The sequence below is a fragment of the Vibrio sp. VPAP30 genome, assembly GCF_001188205.1.
In the GTDB taxonomy this organism is placed as follows: Bacteria; Pseudomonadota; Gammaproteobacteria; order Enterobacterales; family Vibrionaceae; genus Vibrio; species Vibrio bivalvicida.
Genome location: NZ_LBLS01000028.1, coordinates 101016 through 125774 on the forward strand (window position 1 = coordinate 101016; position 24759 = coordinate 125774).

The 24759-nt window shown below is 45.0% G+C and carries 18 protein-coding genes; 7 read left to right on the forward strand and 11 right to left on the reverse strand.

Features of this window, described 5'->3' with window-relative positions; translation table 11 throughout:
- Positions 1–54: 54 nt before the first annotated feature.
- On the reverse strand, positions 55–1986 hold the full coding sequence (locus tag ZX61_RS12810) for an Hsp70 family protein (protein ID WP_049845023.1): 1932 nt from the start codon (positions 1984–1986) through the stop codon (positions 55–57).
- A complete protein-coding gene (locus ZX61_RS12815; RefSeq protein WP_049845024.1) occupies positions 1986–2618 on the reverse strand; it encodes a DUF2760 domain-containing protein in 633 nt (210 codons plus the stop codon). The genes ZX61_RS12810 and ZX61_RS12815 overlap by 1 nt, the downstream gene beginning before the upstream one ends.
- A gap of 321 nt (positions 2619–2939) precedes the next feature.
- On the opposite strand from ZX61_RS12815, the gene ZX61_RS12820 reads away from it, so the two are divergent.
- Together ZX61_RS12820 and ZX61_RS12825 are read left to right on the forward strand one after the other, a co-directional pair.
- Positions 2940–4469: a sensor domain-containing diguanylate cyclase gene (locus ZX61_RS12820; RefSeq protein ID WP_049845025.1), complete on the forward strand. Its 1530-nt coding sequence runs from the start codon at positions 2940–2942 to the stop codon at positions 4467–4469.
- Positions 4470–4557: 88 nt separating this feature from the next.
- Positions 4558–5088: a 3'-5' exonuclease gene (locus ZX61_RS12825; RefSeq protein WP_049845026.1), complete on the forward strand. Its 531-nt coding sequence runs from the start codon at positions 4558–4560 to the stop codon at positions 5086–5088.
- Between the two features lie 49 nt (positions 5089–5137).
- Here ZX61_RS12825 and ZX61_RS12830 read toward each other — a convergent pair whose 3' ends face one another.
- The 4 genes from ZX61_RS12830 to ZX61_RS12845 all read right to left on the reverse strand — a co-directional run bounded on the left by ZX61_RS12830 (position 5138) and on the right by ZX61_RS12845 (position 9528).
- Positions 5138–6586, reverse strand: a complete 1449-nt coding sequence (locus tag ZX61_RS12830; protein ID WP_049845123.1) for an AGE family epimerase/isomerase — start codon at positions 6584–6586, stop codon at positions 5138–5140.
- 135 nt (positions 6587–6721) lie between these two features.
- Positions 6722–7180, reverse strand: coding sequence for a tellurite resistance TerB family protein (locus ZX61_RS12835; protein ID WP_049845027.1), 459 nt, complete (start codon positions 7178–7180; stop codon positions 6722–6724).
- A 77-nt stretch (positions 7181–7257) separates the two neighbouring features.
- Complete coding sequence (locus ZX61_RS12840; protein WP_049845028.1) at positions 7258–9159, reverse strand: hypothetical protein; 1902 nt, start codon at positions 9157–9159, stop codon at positions 7258–7260.
- A gap of 3 nt (positions 9160–9162) precedes the next feature.
- Complete coding sequence (locus tag ZX61_RS12845) at positions 9163–9528, reverse strand: hypothetical protein (RefSeq protein WP_049845029.1); 366 nt, start codon at positions 9526–9528, stop codon at positions 9163–9165.
- Between the two features lie 169 nt (positions 9529–9697).
- Here ZX61_RS12845 and ZX61_RS12850 point away from each other — a divergent pair, with 169 nt between their 5' ends.
- The 5 genes from ZX61_RS12850 to ZX61_RS12870 all read left to right on the forward strand — a co-directional run bounded on the left by ZX61_RS12850 (position 9698) and on the right by ZX61_RS12870 (position 18597).
- Entirely contained in the window at positions 9698–10972 is a 1275-nt protein-coding gene (locus tag ZX61_RS12850) for a MipA/OmpV family protein (protein WP_408058743.1), read from the forward strand.
- A gap of 120 nt (positions 10973–11092) precedes the next feature.
- Positions 11093–12025 (forward strand): ABC transporter substrate-binding protein, encoded by a 933-nt coding sequence (locus ZX61_RS12855; protein ID WP_049845031.1) that lies wholly within the window; start codon positions 11093–11095, stop codon positions 12023–12025.
- Between the two features lie 91 nt (positions 12026–12116).
- Positions 12117–16046 carry an ATP-dependent RNA helicase HrpA gene (gene hrpA, locus ZX61_RS12860; protein ID WP_082173479.1) on the forward strand — a complete coding sequence of 1310 codons (3930 nt, stop codon included), beginning with the start codon at positions 12117–12119 and terminating at the stop codon, positions 16044–16046.
- A gap of 102 nt (positions 16047–16148) precedes the next feature.
- Complete coding sequence (locus ZX61_RS12865; protein ID WP_049845032.1) at positions 16149–16640, forward strand: outer membrane beta-barrel protein; 492 nt, start codon at positions 16149–16151, stop codon at positions 16638–16640.
- 157 nt (positions 16641–16797) lie between these two features.
- Positions 16798–18597, forward strand: coding sequence for an ABC transporter ATP-binding protein/permease (locus ZX61_RS12870; protein WP_049845033.1), 1800 nt, complete (start codon positions 16798–16800; stop codon positions 18595–18597).
- A gap of 59 nt (positions 18598–18656) precedes the next feature.
- On the opposite strand, the gene ZX61_RS12875 is transcribed toward ZX61_RS12870, so the two are convergent.
- From ZX61_RS12875 to trpD, 5 genes are all read right to left on the reverse strand, one after another.
- Positions 18657–19913: a dicarboxylate/amino acid:cation symporter gene (locus ZX61_RS12875; protein WP_049845034.1), complete on the reverse strand. Its 1257-nt coding sequence runs from the start codon at positions 19911–19913 to the stop codon at positions 18657–18659.
- A gap of 338 nt (positions 19914–20251) precedes the next feature.
- Positions 20252–21058, reverse strand: a complete 807-nt coding sequence (gene trpA / locus ZX61_RS12880) for a tryptophan synthase subunit alpha (RefSeq protein ID WP_004743949.1) — start codon at positions 21056–21058, stop codon at positions 20252–20254.
- A complete protein-coding gene (trpB, locus tag ZX61_RS12885; RefSeq protein ID WP_049845035.1) occupies positions 21058–22248 on the reverse strand; it encodes a tryptophan synthase subunit beta in 1191 nt (396 codons plus the stop codon). The genes trpA and trpB overlap by 1 nt, the downstream gene beginning before the upstream one ends.
- Before the next feature lie 50 nt (positions 22249–22298).
- Positions 22299–23726 carry a bifunctional indole-3-glycerol-phosphate synthase TrpC/phosphoribosylanthranilate isomerase TrpF gene (gene trpCF, locus ZX61_RS12890; protein WP_049845036.1) on the reverse strand — a complete coding sequence of 476 codons (1428 nt, stop codon included), beginning with the start codon at positions 23724–23726 and terminating at the stop codon, positions 22299–22301.
- 25 nt (positions 23727–23751) lie between these two features.
- Complete coding sequence (trpD, locus tag ZX61_RS12895; RefSeq protein ID WP_049845037.1) at positions 23752–24750, reverse strand: anthranilate phosphoribosyltransferase; 999 nt, start codon at positions 24748–24750, stop codon at positions 23752–23754.
- Positions 24751–24759 lie beyond the last annotated feature (9 nt).

Sequence of the window (24759 nt, forward strand, 5' to 3'; positions counted from 1 at the left end):
TAACCTTATTTGCGGATAACTTAAAACAACGGCACCCAGAGGTGCCGTTAATCGTTATGCTTGTTCTGAGTTCGAGTTTGCGTCTTCGCGGACATCAAATTCAACATGCCACTTCTGCCCATTGTCAGCTGCGATAGCTTCAAGATACAAAGTACCTAGCTCAGTGACGCGTGAGGCAAGAGTCACCGGAACCACTTCACCTTCACGGCGCCCTTCAGAAACAGGTAGCGTGACTTGAATCTCAGGCAGTTCGTCTAGCTCTTCAGGAGCCCAATGGTCTAGGTGAGTACCAGCGATGTCGTCACGACGAACGGTAGAACCAAAGAACTGGAAGTTAACCGGTTGACCAATGATAAGCCCAAACTCTTGGCTTGGAACATCAGCGCTGGATCCTTCTTCCATGCCAAATGGAGCCACACACAGTGCTTCCATCGGTGGAGCCATCCCTGGAATTGCTGGCATAGCGCTTTCAATACCTACATAATAGCTAGACGCGACACCACCGCGAATTCGAACGCCTTCTCCTCGGCGAACGCTGCCGTAGTATGAAGCCCCGCAAGCCACTGCCAGATCGAGGTCAACACCAGTCAAACGCATCGCCATTTCGCTATCTGCATCAATCAACCATTCGTTGAGCGTTTCTTCGAGACGATTAGCAAGAAGCGTAGATTTTAGGACGCCACCGTTAAACAAAATCGCAGTCGGTTTGATGAAGTCACAAGATTGAGCGGTTTCACCACTTGGCATGCCTGGCATATTGGCAAATGGGTTGTACTCTTGTTCAATTTCAGAACCAGAAAGTGCGTTGGCTTGTTTAGTCAAGAAAGCAGCAATATGGCGAGTAATACCTGCGTCTTGCGCGTAAGGTAGGCCCATTTGAGTCAGTGCGCCACGGTTACGCTGAACGGGATGCTCGCTAACAGCAACTTTAGGGAAGAATCCATCAACAAGTGTCTGCTGTACTTCTTGCTGAGTTAGTTCTGTTTTAAGCGTCGCACCTAGTAGCTTAGAACCACGGCTAGGTACAACGATAGGCACTGATTGAAGCTCGCTATCGTTTAGTAGGGCTTCTTTTGCATCACGACATGCATGAGTCATTGCCTGAACTTGCCAAGGCTGAAGCTCTTTGCCTTCTTGAGCTAGCTTCATCTTGAGACGATAAGCCAGCGCAAGGTCCATATTGTCGCCACCCAGTAGAATGTGTTCACCGACAGCGATACGATTCAGCGTTAGGTTACCTTCTTCCTCCGTCACCTCAACGAGAGAAAGGTCAGTTGTACCCCCCCCGATATCGACCACAAGAACAATATCGCCAATAGAGACTTCATCGCGCCATTTGTCGTTACTATCATCAATCCAGTTGTAGAGTGCAGCTTGTGGCTCTTCAAGTAGCGTTAGGTGAACCAAGCCCACATTACGCGCAGCTTCAGCGGTTAGGTCGCGTGCGGCAGGATCGAACGATGCAGGAACAGTAATAGTAACGTCTTGATCGGCTAACGGGTTATTTGGGTTGGTATGATCCCAAGCTTGCTTTAGGTGCTCTAAATAAAGTTCAGTGGTACGTAGTGGTGACACCTTCTCAACTTCTTCAGGGCTACCAGCAGGAAGAAACGCATCACGACGATTTACGCCACCATGACATAACCAAGATTTAGCACTGGCAATTAAGCGAATTGGTGTTTTGGCACCAAGGTTGCGAGCAATAGCACCCACCAAAGCCGTTGGTTCAGATGACCAAGGCAACACTCGTGATGCAGGGTTCATCTCGTGTTCGTGTGGTTGGTATAGGAACGAGCCTAACTGGCTACGAGTTTCAACCGTACCTGGAGCAGTCAACTGAGGAACCGCCATCACTTCAACACGGGCATCTTCAACGTGAGTGTCGACATACGACAACACGCAGTGAGTAGTACCTAAGTCGATACCGACACTGAACTTTGGTGCATTAGATTCGGTGTGTTGCTGTTGGTTATTTTGATGTTCCATTATAGCTCAACCTCAGCAGGAGCAATGATAGATGCATCGTAGTTTTCAGCGAGTTTAGGTAAGTCCATCGCGCTCGCTTTCCAACCTTTGTGAACCAGTGTGCCATTGAATGGTGCGTTACCTGTAACGTTGCCTGTAAGGCGAACTTGTTGTGGGTTAAAACCATCTTCAATTGTGATACGAGTTTCTTCGTCTTCATTGCGAATATGCTCTAGCGTTACGTAGTCACTCAGTACCTTTTTACCACCAGTGTGGATAACGCGAGCAGCTGCGCCAACTTCTTCATCAGAGAAGGTAGTCAGGTCTTCCTTCAGGAAATCAACAAGGCGAGCTTCTTGCTGCATGATCGACAGAAATTGCATTGCTGAATCGGTAGATGCAGTTGCCAGCTTTGATTCAACTTCAACCACTCTTTCGATGACTTTTTCAACTTCGACCACTTTTTCTACTTCAATGATCTTTTCGACTGGTTTTTCTACTTCAACGATTTTCTCAACTGGTTTCTCTACCACTTTCTCAATCACTGTAGATTTGCGAGAAACCGCGATAAGGAGCAGCAATACACTTGAAGCAGCAAGGCCTGCGTGAAGCATATCGAACGTTTGAGGGATCATTTGTAAATCGAACGTCATGACAATTCTCTTAATGTTTAAGTGTAAGGAGAGATTGACTCAATCTCTGCTTGGGCTCAGATGGCGGTATGAGCCTATTTGTACTGATAAATTGGGGCAGATATTAGCATAATCAAGTCACCATTCTGCTACTAAAAGCGCTTTAATCCGATGCTATAAAGCTTAAGTGATGGGTTTTTATTCGATTATTTACTCAAAAAGAGGCATACCGCACGGAACTTGAATAGTTTCATATGTAATCGACAATCTCGCTTTATGTAACTAAATGGATAACGCTAGAATGTCGCGGTTATTTTTCTGTGTCGTTTTACAAAATGCTTTATGCAACAATTGACTAAAAAGAAGTATTTATATCCGTTTTTTGCATTCATTTTCACCTTGATGGTGACCTTGTACGCAGTCTATTTTGTCTATCAATCTCAGTTTAATTACACGGTGTCATTGGTCGATAAACTCGCTGATCAACAAGCGGAAAACCTTCAGCAGGTTGTCGAGAGTGACCTGCAATTTATCGGAGCTGGCGCCAATTTTTTTCATGCTACTCAGCCCGAGGACTGGCATCGATTCCCAGTATTTGCCGATCAGATTGTTTCTGCTTCACAAACACTTATCGCGCTGCAATGGATGCCGCGTATTGAACAAAATCAAATCGTTAGCCATATTCAAAAGGTTAAGCGAACATACCCGTTTTATGAGATCTATACAGTACCCAAGGATGGACCAAAGACTCTTGGCTACATTATGCCAAACAATGAGCCAATCTATCCTGCATCCGATGTGTATCCCCGAAATCAAGCCAATTTCAATGCGTTAGGCTATTACTCGTCTCGGCTGCGTTTTCAACTGGTCCTAGATGGAATCCGTGAAACTGGGCTGCCTAGTGTTTCTGATAAAATTCGATTACTGCAAGATGGGCTCGATAGGAGTCTCGAAAAATCGGGGTTATTGGTTTATCACCCAGTGTTTAGCGCTGAAAACAGCGAAGAGTTGGTGGGAGTAGTGATAGGTGTTATCCGCTCGACCAAGTATTTTGAGTCTATTGTTGTACGCACCGCCACAGAACAAGATTTGTTAGTAAAGGTTACCGATATAGGGTTTGACGCGGAAGACGACCCGATCTTATATGAAAGTATTAATTGGGACATGACAAGCGGTATTGAGATTACTAAACGCGTTGTGTTACCTAATCGTGAGTGGATTGTTGATTTCAAACTCGATAAAAAAACGACTGACAATGACCGCATCGTGCTGATCGGAATTTTAATGGCAGGAACTGTTATTGCTTGCCTTTCGAGTTACATTGTTTTGCTGTTGGTTCGCGATCAAGAGCACCTAGAAGTATTGCTTGATGAGCGCACTAAAGAGCTTCAGTTCTTAGTCGATCACGATACGCTAACAGGGATATACAACCGCCGAGCGTTTAGTCGTTACCTTACTGACAAAGTCAGTGATCAAGAATCCTTTGCGTTAGCTGGGTTTGACATTGATAACTTCAAACTGATTAATGACCATTACGGCCATGTAGCTGGTGATGAAATGTTGTGTCATGTGGCTAAAACAGTACAAAGCAATCTTGAACCTAGTGACGTTTTTGTCCGCATGGGTGGCGACGAATTTTGCATTATCTCTCATATTACTGATCGCTACGAACTGTTTAACTATCTAGATAGAGTTGGCTGCGCAGTGGCGACCTCGGCGTATGAGTTTGATGGGAAGATGATCAAATGCTCGTTGAGTATTGGTGCCGCGATACGTCGTATGGAGAACGAAGAAGATATAATGCAAGCCTCTGATGCTCAACTGTATAAGAGTAAGCAAGCGGGTCGAAACTGTGTCTCGATTGCAGAATAACTAGCCAATTGGCGTGCTGATATTCGAGTTTTTGATTATTCTGATGTAGAATTTTGCGCTTTCAGATTATTTTGAACAAAGGCGAACCATGAACCATAACCGTGTAGTTTGTTTCGATTTAGAAATGTGCTGTTGGAATGAAAACGGTGTCGGTACAACTGGCGAAATCATCGAAGTCGGGCTTGCAGAGATTGACCTAATTAAAGGGGAAATCGTTAAGCGTGCTCAGTATTACGTTAAACCCGACACAGATGAAGTCTCGCTGTTTTGTTCTCAGCTAACTGGTATTACACCGCGCAAGGTTGAAAAACAAGGTCGACCACTAGAAGACGTTCTCAAATCTATGGTGAAAAACTTTGGTGGCGCAAACAAGATTTATGCTGCTTGGGGTCGTGATGACAAAGTATTAAGGCAGGAATGTTTGAATAAGGGCATCAATATGCCATTTAATGAGTTTATCAACTTAGCAACCTTGTTCCGAATTCAAAATCGCCTCAAAGATAAACGAATAGGGCATAAAGCCGCTCAGGAAAGCAAAGGGATTGAGTGGGAAGGACGCCAGCATTCCGGATATGTTGATGCGTATAACCTTGCCAAACTGGCTTTGACCATGTTTTAGCTGGGCTCTGATCAATGAATGCCCGATGGGTATGCATCGGGCATTAGTATCATGGTCTAATCCCTTCAAAACTTACTTTCTGTATCTTCTCATTTGATAGCCTAGTTACCTTTTTAACATCCCCTCGATAGTAATAAGGGACAAAGGTTAACGTGCTATTTTGAGGCCTGGCGTAGTAGAGTTCTGCTGTTTGATGAGTGCTGTGCTGTGCAAACAGGTAGCCAATCAGTGCATGCTCAAATTGATGATAACCATTCCCCCAATGGAATGCTTTGGTACGCTTTGGGTCAAGTCCAACGCCACCGTACTGGTGATCGACCCACGCATCTTGAAATATTGGCAAGGTAAATTCCAATACATTATTCATGGACTTATCAACCATAGAAACAGTCATTGCCGCTTGATCAAGCTCAGCCCACTCCCATGATGAACTGCCCTCTGAGTATGGGCGACTACGCCAACCTATAATTTTTTGCCCCTGCCACTTTTTTTTGAGCGTTTCACCAAACAGATACGAGACAGAACTGAAATCACGCTCTTTTTGTGCCTGTTCCAAGGTGTGTTTCATTCCATTGAAGCCAAAATCGGACCAGTCTTTGTTGCCAAGTCTCTGCCCAGTTAGATAGGTCATCCAGTAGGCTTTGATGGTGTGACCAAAATCATTGTGCTTAGCGTCAGGCATCATTACCGCTTTATGATGAATGGCGCCGTAAAAGCGTTGCTCATCGTTGGAGTGATAATGACTTATCAATATTTGGGTTAGCCAGGACAAGTCAGCTAACCATTTTGACTTGGCAGGTTCTGGAAGTAGGGGGGCCACTAAGAGTAAATAACCATTGATTTGGTCAAGTTGTGCGACTAGCTCTCGTTGACGTGCACTCTCTCCGTCACCATCTTTTAGGACCCAAGCTAACCCTTGCTGATCTTCTAAGCGATATTTGTCGAAGATAAATGCTTGTTGCTTGATCAGTACTTGCTCGACTTTTTTGTCTTGAGTTAGGTAGTAGTACATAGCGAGCCCAACCAACGCATAGGCTTGATCTTGAGAAGTACGTTGTTGCCAGTGTAAGCCAGGTTTTCCTTGTTGAGTAAAACTAAAAAAACCGCCATTATTAGCGTCTTGGAGTTGGTCAATTAAATAGTATGCTCCTTGCTTGGCGAGTTCGAGTGCTTTTGGATCGCCACTGAGATGAAACAAGACACCATAAGCATAAGTTTGGCGTGATTTCATTCGAGTATAATCCCGGTCAAAGTTGGGCGTAATCCACCCCTTATTCAGTTCAGGGCAAACGTTATTGACGTCAAGTAGGGTTCCGTTGTCACAACGAAATGTTGGAAAGTTGCCTATTGGCTTGCCTAGTGCGCTTGGCATTATCCAGTAAGGTGCTAGACCTTGGGTTGTGTGATTGAGCCAATCTTGTCCGGAAGGTAAATTAGCATTAGTGTAAGAACTAAAAGCTAATGCACTAAGCAGTAGCGTGGTTTTATGTAGTGTCATCATCGACCTGTATCGTATTGAATTTTCTCCAATATAAACAAACATGATTGCGCATTGTGCCGACACAATCACAGAGTTTGTCTGGTACAAGGTTGCTGTAATGACACTCCCGTAAATGAGGTGTTTCAGGTTAGACTATAGGATATCAGTATCATCAATTGCGGATAGTTTGGCGCGTATAAACTCACTATGGTCGACATAAAGCAGCTCTGCGGTTTTTCGTATTACAGAGTCTTCTAATGGATCAATCTCGCCATCAGCATTCGCCACTTCCCACATCGCTTTAATAAGTGCGAAACGGGTCTCTTGACTTAGCTCTCGCAATTGAGATGTGAAGTCGTAGAGAGAAGCTGAATCTTTACTGCGCATTTCTGCTCTGCTTAACAGAGTTTTTGCACCAGATTCATCTAAATCGAGTAAACGTGTCAATAGGTGGCGTTTCGCATCGATTTCAACTTGCTCAATTTGGTGGTCTGCACCGGCAACTTCACACAGTAAGCACGCAATAGCCAAGTTTACATCAGGTTGCGCGTTTTGACCTAAGTCTTGACCTTCGAGTAATTGTTTAAATAGCGAGGCAATAGAATTCAGCATACTTAAAACCTTTGTAGTATCACTATTTCTATAAATAGTGGTGATCAGTGAACATCTCAAGGGTCTTTACAAAAACCTTACTTTTCTTTTATCGGTGGAAAATCCCACTCCCGTCCATCACCAGTAAGGATGGAGATTCGTTCTGGTTTGCCTTGCTTATCCAACTTAAGTTCGCCGACGGCACTGGTATTCACAAGACGGCGCGTTCCTTCGCCGTTGGGGTCACGTTTTTTAATTTTAAGTCTCTTGCGCTTGGTAAAGAAATTAAGCGGAGAGCGCGGTGAATACAGTAACCTATCAGCATGATCACAAACACCGAGTAAAGGCTCTGGAAACTGGTTTTTGAACCCGCTACAGGTGATCTGAAAAATGTTTGGACTGCTGCGTCTGAACCTAAGCTTAATATCGTAAGCAAAAGAGTAGTGCACATCGCCGGACAAAATGACGAAATTCGTTGGTGTTTTAGTATGGGTGAAAATACTCAATAGCGTATTGGCGCTTCCGGGGTGAGCCATCCAGTTCTCGGCATCAATTAGTAGCGGTTGGCCTAAAACTGTCGCGCCTTTCTGTAGAGCCTCGATAAACTTAACCCCAAACATAGGAGCAGCAGAGACAATGACCACTTTATCCTGATGCATCAGTTCTTGCTGAAACTCAACCAGTGCTTCCCAGTCCATTAAACCAGAAGGCTTGTTCATACGAGATTCAGAGCGCCAACGACGGGTACGAGTATCAAGTACGACTACTTTAGGCGAGCAGTGAATCGTGTAGTGCCAACGCTCAAAGGTATAGAGATACTTTATAAAGTCATTTTGCTGTTGGCCGCCGGGTTGTTCTAGAAATCGCGTAGCGATGGAAATAAATTCTTGGTTGAAGTTGTCTGGTTCATTGCCCCATCCTTGGCAAAGCCAGTACGCAATCAGTCCATTACCAATGATACGACTAGAAAACGCATTGCCATAGGCGGCTCTTTCCCAGCCGATGGTCAAGTTCCAATCATCGGTGATGTCGTGGTCATCAAATATCATGTAAGTCGGGATGTGGGCAAACAGTCTTTGGATTTGAGGTAAGCCTTCTACGAATTCATCGATAACCGTTTTTTCTTCGCGCCACTGCTGCTGAAACGTAGGAGAAATGCGTTTATCTGCATGAGTAAACTTCTTGTCCAGCAAATTGTTTAGGTTGAGATAAGGCCAAAGCGTGGGAGACCACACCAATAGGTACATGGCAACGAATTCTGAAAATGTGACTAGATGATTCTCCGCTTCACGTGAACTGAAAATAGGGGCGTTACGGTGAGGAAACAGTTTAGTCAGCCAACTGCCGTCATCGACATAGTGCGGTAGTATCTTGTCACGGCCATAATAACAGTCAGGGTGAGTATATAATTCTTGGCTCGATTTGATGGGAGCTTGTGCGAACTGTTCGTCTGGCAGACCAAGTAATATAATGGTTTGTAAGATGGCATCTAAGGTAGGCCCTGCAACGTGGTCAGCGTAAATCTGGTCACCACTCATCATTAGTAGATCGGGACGTTCTGGCAATGATTGAGTTGCTACTTTTGCGTCCATTTGAACCAAAGCATCTTGGCTCGGGTGATGTGGGTTACGACATGAGCCATGAAGTATGTAGTCAGCTTTAGTTGAGATCTTAAAGGTTAGGCTCTGCTCATCTTGGTATAGGAGATCAGGGTATAGCGATGTCAGAGCACCATGTTGGGTATGAAATTCATAGCTAAGCGCGACATGGGTAGGGAAGTCGCCCTTAAATTGAGCCAGCGTTACATAACAACGTTTACCGATAGCCAATTGCTGGCACTGGCTGAGATCTTGTGAGAAGACATCCCCTAACTGAGGTTCCAATTTTAGCACAAACCGACCGCTAATCGGTTCACTGGTCACGAGCCAAAAAACGAGTTCGTTTGGGGTGGTCTTACGTAAGATAGGTCCGGCAATTAGGAAAGGTACACTGTTATTCATTCACTACTCAGTTGGTGGCTCAGGGAGTTCGGGATCTTCAAGGATTTCGATGATTTCTGAACTAGAAAGTTCATGTCCCATCAAAAATAAAGCCAACATGGCATCTGCTTTGGTTTTTGTATCAGACTGTTCTTCAATGATTTGCTCGAATCGGTGACGAATCATTTCTATTTCGTGTTCGACAAACCCCCGTCCTTCCTCTTCGCCCTGTGTTTCTTCTGGAGCGCTGTCGAAGGACAAAAACATCATGTCACCGTCGAGTTCTGTGTCGAGCAAGCGTTCAGGCAACCAATACTCTCCAGTGACAATATCTGGATCTGCGTGCTCTGGTAAGGACTCGATTATTCTTTTTAGTTTGGAGGCTTTCACAATTTTTCGATTTAAGTGATCATATCTTTATATTTTAACGACGAATGACCGAGAAACATAAGTATTAACTGTTTTAATTGGTTAGTTTTTGAGTGCTTTAGTCACTTTTGGACAAAAAATGATAACTAATAAACGTTTATCCGCGTTAACTCTTTCTGTTAGTAGTTTGATGTCAGCGTCACTGGATGCTAAAGAGTCAAGTGCGTTTAGCGAACAAAATTGGGGGATAGCCGCAGTCTATCGCACCGCCACCATCCCATTTGATACTAAAGGTGGTGATCATTCTGTCGGTACATTTGTGCCTATGATGTTCTTCAATAATGACCACGTGTTTGTCAATGGCCTTGAGGGGGGAGCATACCTTCATCAAAGTGAAGATCAACAGTTCCAGTTGAATGCACTGATGAGGCTACGTTTTGTCGATATCCCGGCTTCGGTACAAAATGCCAATGAAGGTGATTCTGTTGATTTCGGTGGTCAGCTCAGATACAAACTGGATGACAAGTGGCGGCTCGACACGGAATTGATGAGCGACAAAGATCTGCGTATTCATCTCAATCTGCGAGCGTCAGCCCAGTACGAGCTTGGTGATTGGGAGCTGCAGCCTGATGTGACGTTGAGATACAAAGACTCAGACTTTAACAGTGAGTACTACGCTTTTTCCGCCACTACCAATCAGTTTATTGGTGCAGGGGTTGACGCAACAATAGGACTAAAAGCGCGTTACCACGTACACTCAAATCTCTATCTACTTGGAGCCACGAGTGTGACTCGACTAGATCATAGCGCGTACCACTCTGATGCCGTCAGAGAACGGTATCAAGGTGAGTTTTATATTGGCTTTGGATTCTTTAATGATAAGACGAAAGCGCCTAAATCTCAGCTTACTAGTAAACGTTATGTTCGTTTTTCCCATGGTTGGGCAACGCCTTCAAATATTGGTGAGATTATTGCCTTTAATACTGAAAAAGATCCGTACAATAACCAGATGACTTCGGTGTTTTATGGTCACCCTTTAACTGATGAACTGTTCGGTATTCCTTTAGATATCTATTTTACGCCGGGTATTGTTCATCATTGGTCATCTGAAGTGCAGTCAACGGCGACTGAATATATTGCGGCGATAAAGGCTTACTACACCTTGGATTGGCCAACCAAGTGGCGCTTTGGTGTGGCTGAGGGGATGTCTTATATCGACAGTATGACGTATGTCGAGAACGAAGAGATGAAGTCAAAAGGGTACACACCTAGTAACTTGCTTAATTACTTAGATTTTTCGTTTGATGTCAATCTTGGTGATCTAATCAACAACCGAGACTTCGAAAATATGTGGTTGGGTTATTCGATTCATCATCGCAGTGCGATATTTGAAAGTGCTTCCCAGTATGGGCGTATCAAAGGCGGCAGTAACTACAACACTCTTTATTTACAAATAGACTTCTAAACAAACACCAAGGAGCAGCAATTTTGCTGCTCTTTCTGTTTCTAGGGGCGCGGTATCGGTTGGGGAAGTGAATTTGTCCTACTCTTATACGTAGCAGCATAATCATAATGGAGGTAACTGATGCGAAAAGTCCTCCTATTTGTGCTTGCTTTGTTGGTAACTTCACCGATATCTAGTGAGTCTATTCGTTTGTTGTCGCTAGATTGGAGTAGTCAGCAAGTCATTACAAAGGCTTTAGGAATACTTATTGAGCGACAGGGGATTGAAGTTGAGTTCATTCATGCAACATCTGATGCCCAATGGTTTCTGCTTGCGCAAGGTAAAGCAGACATTCAGGTTGAAGTTTGGCAAGGCTCAATGGGGACAAAGTACGAAGAGCTTGTGACAAAAGGGTTTATACAAGAGGGAGCGACTCATTACGCCGAAACACGAGAAGAGTGGTGGTACCCAAGTTACGTAGAACAACTATGCCCTGGCCTACCTAAATGGGAGGCTCTAAAATCTTGTGCTTCAGTATTTTCTGAGGACGAAGGGGATAAAGGTATCTATTACACAGGTCCGTGGGAAAAGCCCGATGCGGCAAGAGTCAGGGCGTTAGAATTGGATTTGCAAGTACATATTTTGCCAGATGGTGAATCAATCAACAATAAGATACATAGCTACGTTAAGGTCAAACGACCTCTGTTGATCTTTAATTGGTCACCCAATTGGGTAGAGGCGAAGTATGACGGGAGTTTTGTTGAGTTTCCGCCGTACAGTAAGGAGTGTGAACTTGAGCCTGAATGGGGAGTGAACAGCAAGTTCAACTGGGATTGTGGCAATCCCAAAGGTGGTTGGCTAAAAACAGCAGTTTCCAACAAACTGCAAGAGAAGTCTTTGTGCACCTTTGATATTGTATCTACTTTCAAACTGACAAATCAACATGTTGCGTCCGCGGCGCTTCTCGCTGATGTAGACAAACTATCAGTCAATCAAGCTGCTCTTGAGTGGTTGGATAAATACGCTACTGAGCAACAAGGCTGGCTTAATCATACATCCTGTAAGCCTTTGTGACGAATAAATAAAGCACAGGCTTACCCAACCACTTCCTGTATTCTGTGATACAATTCGCACGTTTTAGATCAAGATAAGAATAGGAAACGCTTTGACTTCGTCACAGCCAGATAAATCAAAAGCGGCGGATAGCCAAGTTCAGGCTAACAATGCCTCTTCTCTTCGCAAAGCGCTGAATCAGTGCATGCTGAAAGATAGATTTCGTCTAAGCAAACGTATTTCAGGGGCAAACAAAATTAAAAAAGAAGCCTCTCGCAATGCGGTGTTTGATGAGATCGCGCTCGATATTGCCAAATCTATGATGGAAGTAGATCAGCGCACCAATTACACCCCAAAGATTGAATATCCTGAGATCCTGCCAGTAAGCCAAAAGAAAGATGATATTGCGCAAGCGATCGAGCACAATCAAGTAGTGATTATTGCGGGTGAAACGGGCTCAGGTAAAACGACTCAATTACCTAAGATTTGTGCCGAGCTTGGTCGCGGAAGATTTGGCTTGATTGGTCATACCCAGCCTCGCCGTTTGGCGGCGCGTTCTGTGGCAAATCGAATTGCTGAAGAGATGGAAACCAAACTTGGTGAGTACGTCGGCTACAAGGTGCGCTTTAACGATCAAATATCTGAAAATACGCAAATCAAACTGATGACGGACGGTATCTTGTTGGCAGAGATTCAACACGATCGCTATCTGAATCAGTATGACACCATCATCATCGATGAAGCGCACGAGCGAAGCCTAAACATCGACTTTATCTTGGGCTATCTACGAGAGCTTTTACCGCGTCGTCCAGATCTGAAAATCATTATTACTTCGGCCACCATCGACCCAGAACGTTTCTCAAAACACTTTAGTGATGCGCCAATTATTGAAGTATCAGGGCGCACCTATCCGGTTGAAACGCGCTATCGTCCATTGCGTGGTGATGATGATGTCGATCGTGACCAGCTGGAAGGTATTTTCGAGGCCGTTGATGAGCTATGTGATGAAGGTTTGGGCGATATCCTTATCTTTATGAACGGTGAGCGTGAGATTCGTGATACCGCAGATGCGTTAGCCAAACGTAATCTAAAAAGTACCGAAATTGTGCCGCTTTACGCGCGACTCTCTGCGGGTGAGCAAAACAAGATTTTTCAGCCTCACGCTGGTCGTCGCATCGTACTGGCAACCAACGTCGCCGAAACCTCTCTCACTGTACCGGGCATAAAATATGTGATTGATCCGGGTACCGCTCGTATCAGTCGATATAGCTACCGAACTAAAGTACAGCGTCTGCCGATTGAGCCAGTTTCTCAAGCGAGTGCTAATCAGCGTAAAGGTCGTTGTGGTCGTGTAGAGGAGGGTATCTGTATCCGCCTGTACTCCGAAGATGATTACAACTCACGCCCAGAGTTTACCGATCCAGAAATTTTACGTACCAACTTAGCTTCAGTCATCTTGCAGATGACCGCGTTAGGTTTGGGAGATATTGAAGCCTTCCCATTCGTTGAAGCGCCAGACAAGCGTAACATTCAAGACGGTGTCAGGCTGCTTGAAGAGCTTGGTGCAATTGATGAAAAAGCCAAAGATCCTAAGAAGCGTTTAACTCCAGTTGGTCGTCAGTTAGCTAAGTTGCCAATCGACCCGCGTTTAGCGCGTATGGTCCTTGAAGCGCCAAAATACGGGGCTTTAAAAGAGTTAATGATTATTGCCTCAGCGCTGTCTATCCAAGATCCGCGCGAGCGTCCAAGTGATAAACAACAATCGTCGGATGATAAACATCGTCGTTTCTTCCATGAAGAATCTGATTTCCTGACGTTCGTAAACCTGTGGGACTATCTTCAGAAGCAGCAGAAGAATTTATCTGGCAACCAATTCCGTAAGCAGTGCAAACAGGACTACTTGAATTACTTGCGTGTCCGTGAGTGGCAAGATGTCTATTTTCAAGTGCACCAAGCGATGCGGGAAATGGACTTCAAACTTAACAATGAGCCTGCCAACTATCAAAGCGTTCACAGTGCAATTTTAGTAGGTTTGCTGTCTCACATTGGTGTCAAAGATCCAGAGAAGAACGAGTACCAAGGTGCACGCAACGCTCGCTTTCACATCTTTCCTGCATCTGGGCTATTTAAAAAGCAGCCTAAATGGATTATGTCTGCGGAGCTGGTGGAAACCTCTAAGCTGTGGGGGCGTATTATCGCCAAGATTCAGCCTGAGTGGATTGAACCCTTAGCCAAGCATCTTATCAAGCGCAGTTACAGTGAACCGCATTGGTCGAAAAAGCGTGCTGCAGTAATGGCTCACGAAAAAGTGATGTTGTATGGTGTGCCTATTGTACCTAAGCGCTTAGTTAATTACGGAAGCATAGATCAAACAGTCAGTCGAGAGATCTTTATCCGTAGCGCGCTGGTTGAAGGCGAATGGGAGACCAAACACGCGTTCTTCAAGCAAAACCGCAAGTTGTTGCAAGAAGTTGAAGAGCTTGAGCACAAATCTCGTCGTCGTGACATTCTTGTTGATGACGACGAGCTGTTTGATTTCTATGATCAGCGTGTTGGAACCGAAGTGGTTTCTGGCAAGCACTTTGATACATGGTGGAAAAAGGCGGCGAGAGAGAATCCTGAATTGCTGAACTTTGAAAAAGAGATGCTATTCAAGGGTGATGCAAGCCATGTCACTGACTTAGACTATCCGAATTTTTGGCACCAAAGTGGACTAAAGCTCAAGCTCAGCTACCAGTTTGAGCCGGGAGAGGACAACGATGGTGTGACGGTCCATTTGCCGTTGCCAATATTGAACCAAGTGGACCAAGCCGGTTTTGATTGGCAGATTCCAGGTTTACGCCATGAGTTGGTGGTAAGCCTTATTAAATCATTGCCGAAAACAATTCGTAAGAATTTTGTTCCTGCACCTAACTACGCCGATGCATTTTTGGCGCGCGCAACCCCGATGGAAGCGCCGCTGCTTGACTCACTAGAAAAAGAACTGCGTCGCATGACAGGTGTTGAAGTACTGCGTGATGATTGGAACATGGAGCAGCTTCCGGATCACCTAAAGGTGACCTTCCGCGCTGTTGACCATCGTAATCGTAAGTTGAAAGAAAACCGTGATCTGCATGAGCTTAAAGAGAGCTTAAAAAGCAAGGTACAAGAAACCTTATCTAAAGTGGCAGACGACGACATTGAGCAGCAAGGATTACATACCTGGAGCTTTGGTGAACTGCCTAAAGTGTATCAGCAGAAGCGTGGTGGGTATGAAGTTAAAGCTTATCCAGCGATTGTAGACAGTAAAGACAGTGTAGAGATTAAGTTGTACGAAACCGAGTATGAACAGGTTTCAGCCATGCAAGCTGGGCAACGTCGACTGATTTTACTCAATGTCCCTTCACCAATTAAGTATCTACACTCAAACTTGCCGAACAAATCGAAATTAGGTTTGTACTTTAACCCTTACGGCAAGGTGCTAGATTTGATCGATGACTGCATCGCTTGTGGTGTCGATAAACTGATTGAGCAGAAGGGTGGTCTAGTTTGGCAGCCTGAGCAGTTTGAGCTGCTTAAAGAGCATGTTCGCGCCGAATTAGGTGATACTGTGGTAGAAATTGCCCAACAGGTCGAGACCATTCTGACCACAGCATTTAGCATCAACAAGAAGCTAAAGGGCAAAATCGACTTTACCATGGCGTTTGCTCTCTCAGATATCAAGGCGCAGATCGAAGATTTGATTTTCAAAGGGTTTGCTACAGAGTGCGGATGGAAGCGATTACCTGATATCTTGCGTTATATGAAAGCTATTGAGCGCCGAATGGAAAAGCTGCCAATTGATCCAAATAAAGATCGCTTACACATGCTAAAAATCGAGTCAGTAACTAATGATTACAAAGAGTTACTGAACAAAATTCCAAAAGGTGTTGTGATACCAGACAACGTAAAAGAAGTGCGTTGGATGATAGAAGAATTACGAGTGAGTTTCTTTGCTCAACAATTAGGTACGCCTTATCCGGTTTCAGATAAGCGTGTAAAGATGGCAATAGATGCTTGCTAGGTATGCAAATTGCATAACTATTTATACAGTTCAGAATTTTGACAAATACGGCAGGGGCTTGCCAGTATAGTCCCTGCACCTTGATACGAAAGAAGGTTTACTATGAAAAAGACACTACTAGCGCTAGCTCTTATTGGCGCATCAGCCACAGCTTCTGCGGACTCTTGGATTTACGGCGGCGCAAGTGTAGGTCAAGCTGATCTGGCCAATGATTCATCGACTTCTTACAACGTGCACGTTGGTACGGGTATTCTGCCGCTTATTGGTCTTGAAGCGGGTTACCAAGACTTTGGCGAATTTGACAACATTACTTACGGTAACTTTACTGGTAAGCTTGAAGGTTCGGGTGTGTACTTTGCGGCAAAGCCAAGTATCGATTTCGGTCCTCTTCATGTTTATGCGAAAGCCGGCCTGCACTCTTACGAGCTAACAGGTACGAATTTTAAAGAAGACGAAATCGACATAATGTATGGTGTGGGTGCAGAGTACTTCGTAATGGGCCCTGTTTCTTTGGGTGCAAGCTACAGCGTGTTTACCTTGAAAGAAAAAGACGTTAAAAACTTTTCGTTAAACGCCACTTTCCACTTCTTCTAAGCGCGAGAAGAGACATTTAAATTTATAAGCCTGACTTCGGTCAGGCTTTTTTGTATCCGGTGAGATCTTGGGTTGCTATTCAATCTTCAAACCCCAATACCTTATTGTAGGTAGGCGTCTTTGTTACAAGTCACCAATTAGGAAATAAGGTACAACTATGCAATCAACAAGTGCTCCAAATCTTGAACAGCCGAATCCGGCTCAAGAGTTACCAAAGAAAAATTTGGGGATATTGTTAGAACTGGTCAACTTTATCAAACCTTATAAGTTGAAGGTTGCCGCTGCTTTGATTGCGTTAATTGTCACTGCCTCGTTAACACTGTCGGTCGGTCAAGGGGTGAGAATCTTGATTGATCAAGGTTTTGCTCAGCAATCGGTTCAAGAGCTAGGTAGTGCGATTGGATTTATCCTTGTCGTCACCTTGCTGATCTCCATTGGTACCTTTTTCCGTTTCTATCTCGTCTCGTCGGTAGGGGAGCGGGTTAGTGCTGACATTCGACTTGCGGTATTCAACCATATCATCACTCTTCACCCAAGTTATTTCGAAACCAATGGTAGTGGCGATATCATGTCGAGAATTACGACTGATACCACTTTGCTGCAGAGCATTATTGGCTCTTCGTTCTCTATGGCGATGCGCAGTGCATTAATGTGTATTGGTGCGGTAATCATGTTATTTGCCACCAATATTAAACTAACCCTTATTGTTTTGGCTTCGGTGCCATTTATCCTGGTTCCGATCCTGTTTTACGGACGACGGGTACGTGCTCTATCTCGCCAAAGCCAGGATTCGATGGCAGATGTTGGTAGCTATGCAGGTGAGGCGATAGAGCATATTAAAACTGTGCAAAGCTACAGCCGCGAAGCGCAAGAAAAACGTTTTTTCTCCAAAGGAGTAGAGCGAGCGTTCGAGATAGGGCGTAAACGCGTCTTACAACGAGCGATCCTCATCTCGGGGGTTATCGTGATTGTATTTAGTGCTATTTCTGGAATGCTATGGGTTGGTGGCAGTGACGTGATTAATGGCGTTATGTCAGCGGGTGATTTAGCTGCATTTGTTTTCTACGCTATCATGGTTGCCTCTTCACTAGCGACCATTTCCGAAGTGCTCGGAGAGCTGCAACGTGCGGCTGGTGCCACCGAGCGCCTGATCGAAATTCTCCAAGTTAAGAGCCATATTACGGCACCAGAATCCTTAAACCAAAGCACTGATAAACCAAAAGCGGAAGTCTCATTCAATGACGCTTCCTTTCACTATCCTTCACGTCCGGATCAACCTGCAATGGAGGAGCTCAATCTAGTCGCTGAAGAAGGAAAAGTCCTAGCGCTGGTTGGGCCTTCAGGAGCAGGTAAAACAACCTTATTTGAACTCTTACAGCGCTTCTATGACCCGCAGCAAGGCAGTGTATCGTTAGGTGGTGTTGATGTTAGAGATTTCGCCCCTCAAGATCTTAGAAATCAGATGGCGTTAGTACCTCAGCAACCTGCTTTGTTTAGTAATGATGTCTTCCACAACATCCGCTATGGTAATCCTGAAGCGACAGATGAACAAGTGATAGAAGCGGCTAAGAAAGCACATGCTCACGACTTCATTGCTAATCTGCCAGAAGGGTACAACAGCTTCCTTGGTGAGCGCGGAGTTCGTTTATCTGGAGGGCAAAGACAGCGGATAGCGATTGCAAGGGCGATTCTCAAAGACCCCAATATCCTCTTGCTTGACGAAGCGACCAGTGCACTAGATAGCGAAAGCGAACATTATGTTCAGCAGGCTCTGGAAGAGCTAATGCGCGGTAGAACCACGATCATTATTGCCCATCGGCTTTCTACCATTAAACATGCCGACAAAATTGCGGTATTGGATCATGGTCGGCTAGTGGATGTTGGCAACCACCAATCGTTGCTAGAGACCTGTGAGCTTTACAAACGTTTAGTAGAGCTACAGTTCAAATCTATGTGATGAAACATAAACTAAAAAGCCACTCATTCGAGTGGCTTCGTCTTAATTAGCATCAGAAATTATGCTTGCTGTTTTTCTAGTTCAGCTTCTTTCTCTTCTTCAACTAGAGCATCAACAATCACTGCACACGCTGCATCACCGGTGATGTTTAGTGCTGTACGAATCATATCGAAGATACGGTCAAGAGCGAAAAGTAGTGGTAGGCCTTCAATTGGAATGCCCGCTGCAAGTAGAACAGCTACAACTAAGAAAGATGGACCTGGAACACCAGCCTGACCAACGGCACCAAGTGTTGATGTTACGATGATTGCGATGTAAGCACCCATACCTAGGTCAATGTTGAACAGCTGAGCAAAGAAGATTGCCACTAGACCATAGTAAATAGCGTTACCAGACATGTTGATCGTTGCGCCCAATGGTAGAACAAATGACGCAGTCGAGTTCTTAACGCCTAGCTCGTGCTCAACAGTATCCATGGTGACTGGCAGTGTTGCCATCGAAGAGGCAGTTGAAAGTGCAACCGCTTGAGGCTTCTTCATTGCTGTCAGGAACTTCTTCGCTGAAGTCTTAGTGAAGATATGTACCATCAGTGGGTAAGCAACAAAACCAAAGATTAGGATAGCAGCCACGTAAACAACGAATAGTTTGAACACGACCATCAGAGCGGCAAAACCAAAGGTACCAACGGCTTCCGCCATAAGGCCGAATACACCGATTGGTGCAATGATCATCACCTTGTTGATCATCCAAACCATAGCATCAACGATACAGTTTACACCGTTCATGATTGGCTCGCGGCGTTCTTTTGATTGCTGAGAAATCGCAATACCAAAGAACATACAGAAAACTAGGATCTGAAGGATGTTTGCTTCGTTCAGTGACTGGAAAACGTTGGTTGGGATCATACCAGTGATGGTTGCCCAAAAAGTAGGTAGTTCACCTTTAGAAGCGTACTCAGCAGAGAACATGCCTTCAACGCCAGAAACGTCGATGCCAAGCCCAGGCTGAAATACTTCACCCATAAACAGTGCTAGTGCTACTGCAAGCGCCGAAGTTAAACCAAAGTAACCTAATGTTACCAGACCAACTTTACCAGCGGATTGGCTGTTACCTAGGCCAGCAGCACCAGAAATTAGTGCAACGGCAACCAGTGGGATAACTAGCATCTTAATTAGATTGATGAAGATCGCGCCAAGTGGAGCGAACATAGTTGCGCTGTTCCCCATCAAGGCACCAACGGCAGTACCTAGGATCATAGCTATGACAACTTGAACACCAATGTTGTTTAGCAAATTCTTTTCTTTTAACACTTCCATAACCTCTGTGCTAATAAATTTTAAAGTCCAAGAATTACCCACCGTTTAATTTATTAACAATGGATAATAATATCGTCTTGCTTTTTACACTTTAATTTTACATTTAGCAATATGCGCTATAGATAGTTCGAATAATTAATAATCGATTCATTGATTGGTGTTAAGTTTTTGCACAAAAGAGAACGTTTGCTATAAACCAAGGCTATCAATTGTCAGTAACTATTTGTCGAGAGAAAGGGAGTCAAAGGGCTTGAATAAGTGGAGGAATGTTAAAAAAAAGATCAGATTCTTACACTCAATAAGAAGCTGATCTCATAGATGTTTAGATGGCTAACACGTTACTTCTGTGTTGCAGCCTTCATTGAAGAAACAAAGTTTGCGAGCTGATTTAACATCTCTGCTGGGTTTTCAGTATTGTTTTCAATGATTTTAACTACGGCTGAGCCAGAAATTGCTCCCGCAGCACCTGCTTCGAGAGCCTGCTTAACTTGTTCTGGCTCAGAAATACCGAAACCTAGCAGTGCCGGAGGTGCATCAAACTGATTCAGTTTGCTTAGCATATCGCCGACAGGCATATTCGCTTTGGTCTCAGCGCCGGTTACACCTGCACGAGACAGTAGGTAAGTATAACCACCACCAAGCTGAGAGACTTGCTGGAGTGTTTCGTCACTTGCTGTTGGCGGTGCGATGAAGATTGGGTGAATACCATGCTTTTCTGCAGCCGCGACGAACTCAGCACTTTCGTTGGTTGGAACATCAGCAATCAAAACGGAATCAATTCCGGCTTGAGCGCAGCGCTGGTAGAAGTTTTCGATACCGCGAGAGTAAACCAAGTTCGCATACATCAGTAGGCCGATTGGCAGTTCTGGGTATTTAGCACGAATTTTGCCGATTTGCTCGAAACAGATGTCAGGTGTTGCGCCAGAATCTAGAGCGCGAATGTTCGCACCTTGAATAGTTGGGCCATCTGCTAAAGGATCTGAAAATGGAATACCTAATTCAAGAGCATCAGCACCGGATTCAACTAGGGTTTCCATGATCTTGTAAGACTGCTCTGCGTTTGGATCGCAAACCGTTACAAAGGGTACAAATGCGCCTTGATTTTTTTCGTTCAGGCGCTCAAACATCTTCGCATAACGACTCATTAGATCACTCCTTTTTCTTCTAGGATGGCGTGTACGGTGAAGATGTCTTTGTCACCACGACCGGATAGGTTAACTACCAATAATTGTTCTTTCTCTGGATTCTCGCGAGCCATGCGCAGTGCGTGCGCAAGTGCGTGAGAAGACTCAAGTGCAGGGATTATACCTTCACTACGAGCAAGCTCTTGGAAAGCGTCTAGTGCTTCGTCGTCGGTTACATTGTCATATTCTGCACGGCCAATGGCATTGAGGTGCGCGTGCTGAGGACCAACGGAAGGGAAGTCTAATCCAGCAGAAACTGAGTAGGACTCTTCAACCTGACCATTAGGGTCTTGCATCAGTGGTGCCTTCATACCGAAGAAGATACCCGTCTTACCATGTTTAAGAGGGGCGCCATGTTGGTCGGTATCAATCCCTTTACCTGCTGGTTCAACACCAATTAAGCGAACGCTTTCTTCTTCGATGAAATCTGCAAACATGCCAATGGCGTTTGAACCGCCGCCAACACAGGCGATAACCGCATCAGGAAGGCGACCTTCGCGAGCAAGGATCTGGTTCTTAGTCTCTTCACCAATCATACGTTGGAAATCACGTACTATCGTTGGGAATGGGTGAGGGCCTGCTGCTGTACCTAACAGATAATGCGCATCCTCGTAGGTTGCAGACCAATCACGTAGCGCCTCGTTACAAGCGTCTTTCAGTGTTGCCGAACCTGAATGAACAGGGATGACTTTAGCGCCCATTAGCTTCATACGGAATACGTTCGGGCTTTGACGCTCTACATCTTTTGCTCCCATGTATACGCGACATTTAAGACCAAGAAGAGCGCAGGCAAGTGCTGTTGCCACACCGTGTTGACCCGCACCCGTTTCAGCGATGATTTCGTTCTTGCCCATGCGTTTAGCCAGTAGCGCTTGACCCAGTACTTGATTGGTTTTGTGTGCGCCACCGTGAAGCAAGTCTTCACGTTTAAGGTAAAGCTTGGTCTTTGTACCTTTAGTCAGGTTGCGAGTCAGTGTAAGCGCCGTTGGGCGACCAGCATACTCTTGGAGCAGTGACATAAATTCACTGCGAAACTCAGGGTCTTCTTGAGCATCAATAAACGCTTGTTCTAGCTGATCAAGGGCAGGGACTAAAATTTGTGGTACGTACTGACCACCATATTCGCCGAAATAGGCATCGAGTTTTGCCATGTTAAAATTCCTTTAATCTTGAGCGCGTATACAACGCGCTATACAAATTCTTAATAATTTCTGATTGCTGCAAAAGCTTGTTCTAGCTTTTCGCCATCTTTCTTACCCGGCGAATGTTCAACCCCCGAGTTGAGATCTAATCCTAAGCAGCCTTGAGCCGCGGCCTTCTGCGCGTTAAATGGTGTAATACCGCCGGCCAACATCACTTTCGAAGGGTCGGCGATTAATGACCAATCAAATACTAAGCCTGTACCACCGACTTGAGAGCCGACTTTAGTATCGAGCAAATGACGGTCAACGTTATTCTCGACAAGTTCAGGGACACTCTCACTTACGCCATACGCCTTCCAGATTTCAACACCAGAAGGTAAAGATGCCTTTAATGTGTCGACAAACGCTTGATCTTCTTTGCCATGCAGTTGAACGGCAGAAAGGCCTAGATCGTTGACAGTAGCGATGATTTGCTCGTGCTGGTTGTTTTGGAACACACCCACATACTTAAGCGGTGCACCACTCATAGTTAGTCGTGCTGATTCTAACGACACGAAGCGTTTAGATTGTTCGACAAAAATCAAACCACCAAAAATAGCGCCTGACTGATAAGCTTTCGCTGCATCATCTGGATGAGTCAAACCACATACTTTGTTTTCACCTAATGTCACTTTGCGAACGGCAAGTTCAAGGTTCTCTTCTGCCATTAATGAGCTACCAATGAGGAAACCGTCGGCAAACTCGGCAAGATCTCTCACTTGCTGGTGGGTGTAGATTCCAGACTCAGAGATGACAGTTGCATCAGGTGCGAGCTGACGAATAATCGGCGCCAATTCTTTGGTGCGACTTAGATCTGTGGATAGGTCACGTAAGTTACGGTTGTTAATACCAATTACCTGCGCCCCTAGCTCTACAGCGCGGTGAAGCTCTTGTTCATTACTGACTTCAGTAAGTACACCCATATCGAGTGAGTGAGCCACCGCAGCCAGCTCACGATATTCTTCATCATTGAGTACTGAAAGCATTAGCAGAATCGCATCGGCACTATAGTGACGTGCCAAATAAACCTGATAGGCATCAACCATAAAGTCTTTACATAGAATTGGCTGTTTCGCTTGCTTTCTTACCTGAGGTAAGAAGTCGAAGCTGCCTTGAAAGTACTTCTCGTCGGTTAACACCGAAATGGCGTTTGCATGGTTGTTGTAAACTGATGCGATGTAATCAAGATCAAAGTCATCGCGAATTAAACCTTTGGAAGGAGAGGCCTTTTTACATTCGGTGATGAAAACAGTGTTGTTTTGTTTTAGCGCTGTATAGAAGCTGCGGTCTGATGGCGTTAGATCACTTTTGAATGTCTCAAGTGGCTGTGACTCTTTACGCTCAGCAACCCATTGGTACTTGTCGCGAACAATCTTAGCTAAGACTTCTGCCATCTCGGCTTCTTTAACAGAAACGTGTTCGGATAATTTTTCTTTTACCTGAGTCATTTTCATAACCTTATTGTTCGAGGTGTTAAGCGTGAGCAGCTAATTTCTGCACTAGCTCATAAGCCTTGCCAGAGTTCATCGCTTCAAGAGCTTGCGCTGCGTTTGCTTTAAGGTCTTCGTGACCAAATAGACGCATGAGTAGTCCCACATTGACGGCTACCGCACCCGCTTGAGCTTCTGTGCCTTTACCCGTCAAGATATTAGTCGTGATAGCCTTGTTCTCTTCAGGTGTGCCGCCCTTAATTGCTTCGAGTGGGTGTTGGCTTAGGCCAAAGTCCGCTGGCGAAACTGTGTATTCATGAATAGCTCCATCTTTGATTTCTGCTACTGTAGTTTCACCGTGAATCGCGACTTCATCTAAGCCACTACCGTGGACAACCGCTGCTCGCTTCATACCCATCTTAAGCATGGTTTCTGCGATAGGGCGAACCAACTCTTTACTGTATACACCCATAAGCTCGATGTTTGGACGGGCAGGGTTAATTAGTGGACCAAGGATATTGAAGATCGTACGCGTTTTCATCGTTTGACGAACAGGCATCGCGTGACGTACACCACTGTGATATTGCGGCGCAAACAAGAATGCGACGCCGATTTCGTCGACCGCATTGCGCGTGTCTTCAGCACTCATCGCTAGGTTAATACCAAATTTATCGAGCAGGTCTGAAGAACCAGACTTACTTGAAACGCTTCGGTTACCATGTTTCGCAACTTTTAAACCACATGCGGCTGCGACAAATGCAGATGTGGTCGAAATATTGATGGTGTCATGACCGTCTCCGCCTGTTCCTACAATATCAGCAAAGTCATAATCTGGTCGTGGGAATGGGTTCGCATTGGCTAACAACGCTTTTGCTGCGCCAGCAATCTCGTCTGGGGTCTCGCCTTTAATTTTTAGCGCAGTTAGGGCTGACGCCATTAGAATTTGGTCTAACTCACCGCGGATAATAACGTCAAAAAGCTGTTGGCTTTCTTGCTCGCTCAGTGACTCTTGCTCGTAAAGTTTGTTGATAATCTGTTCCATGACCTTGTT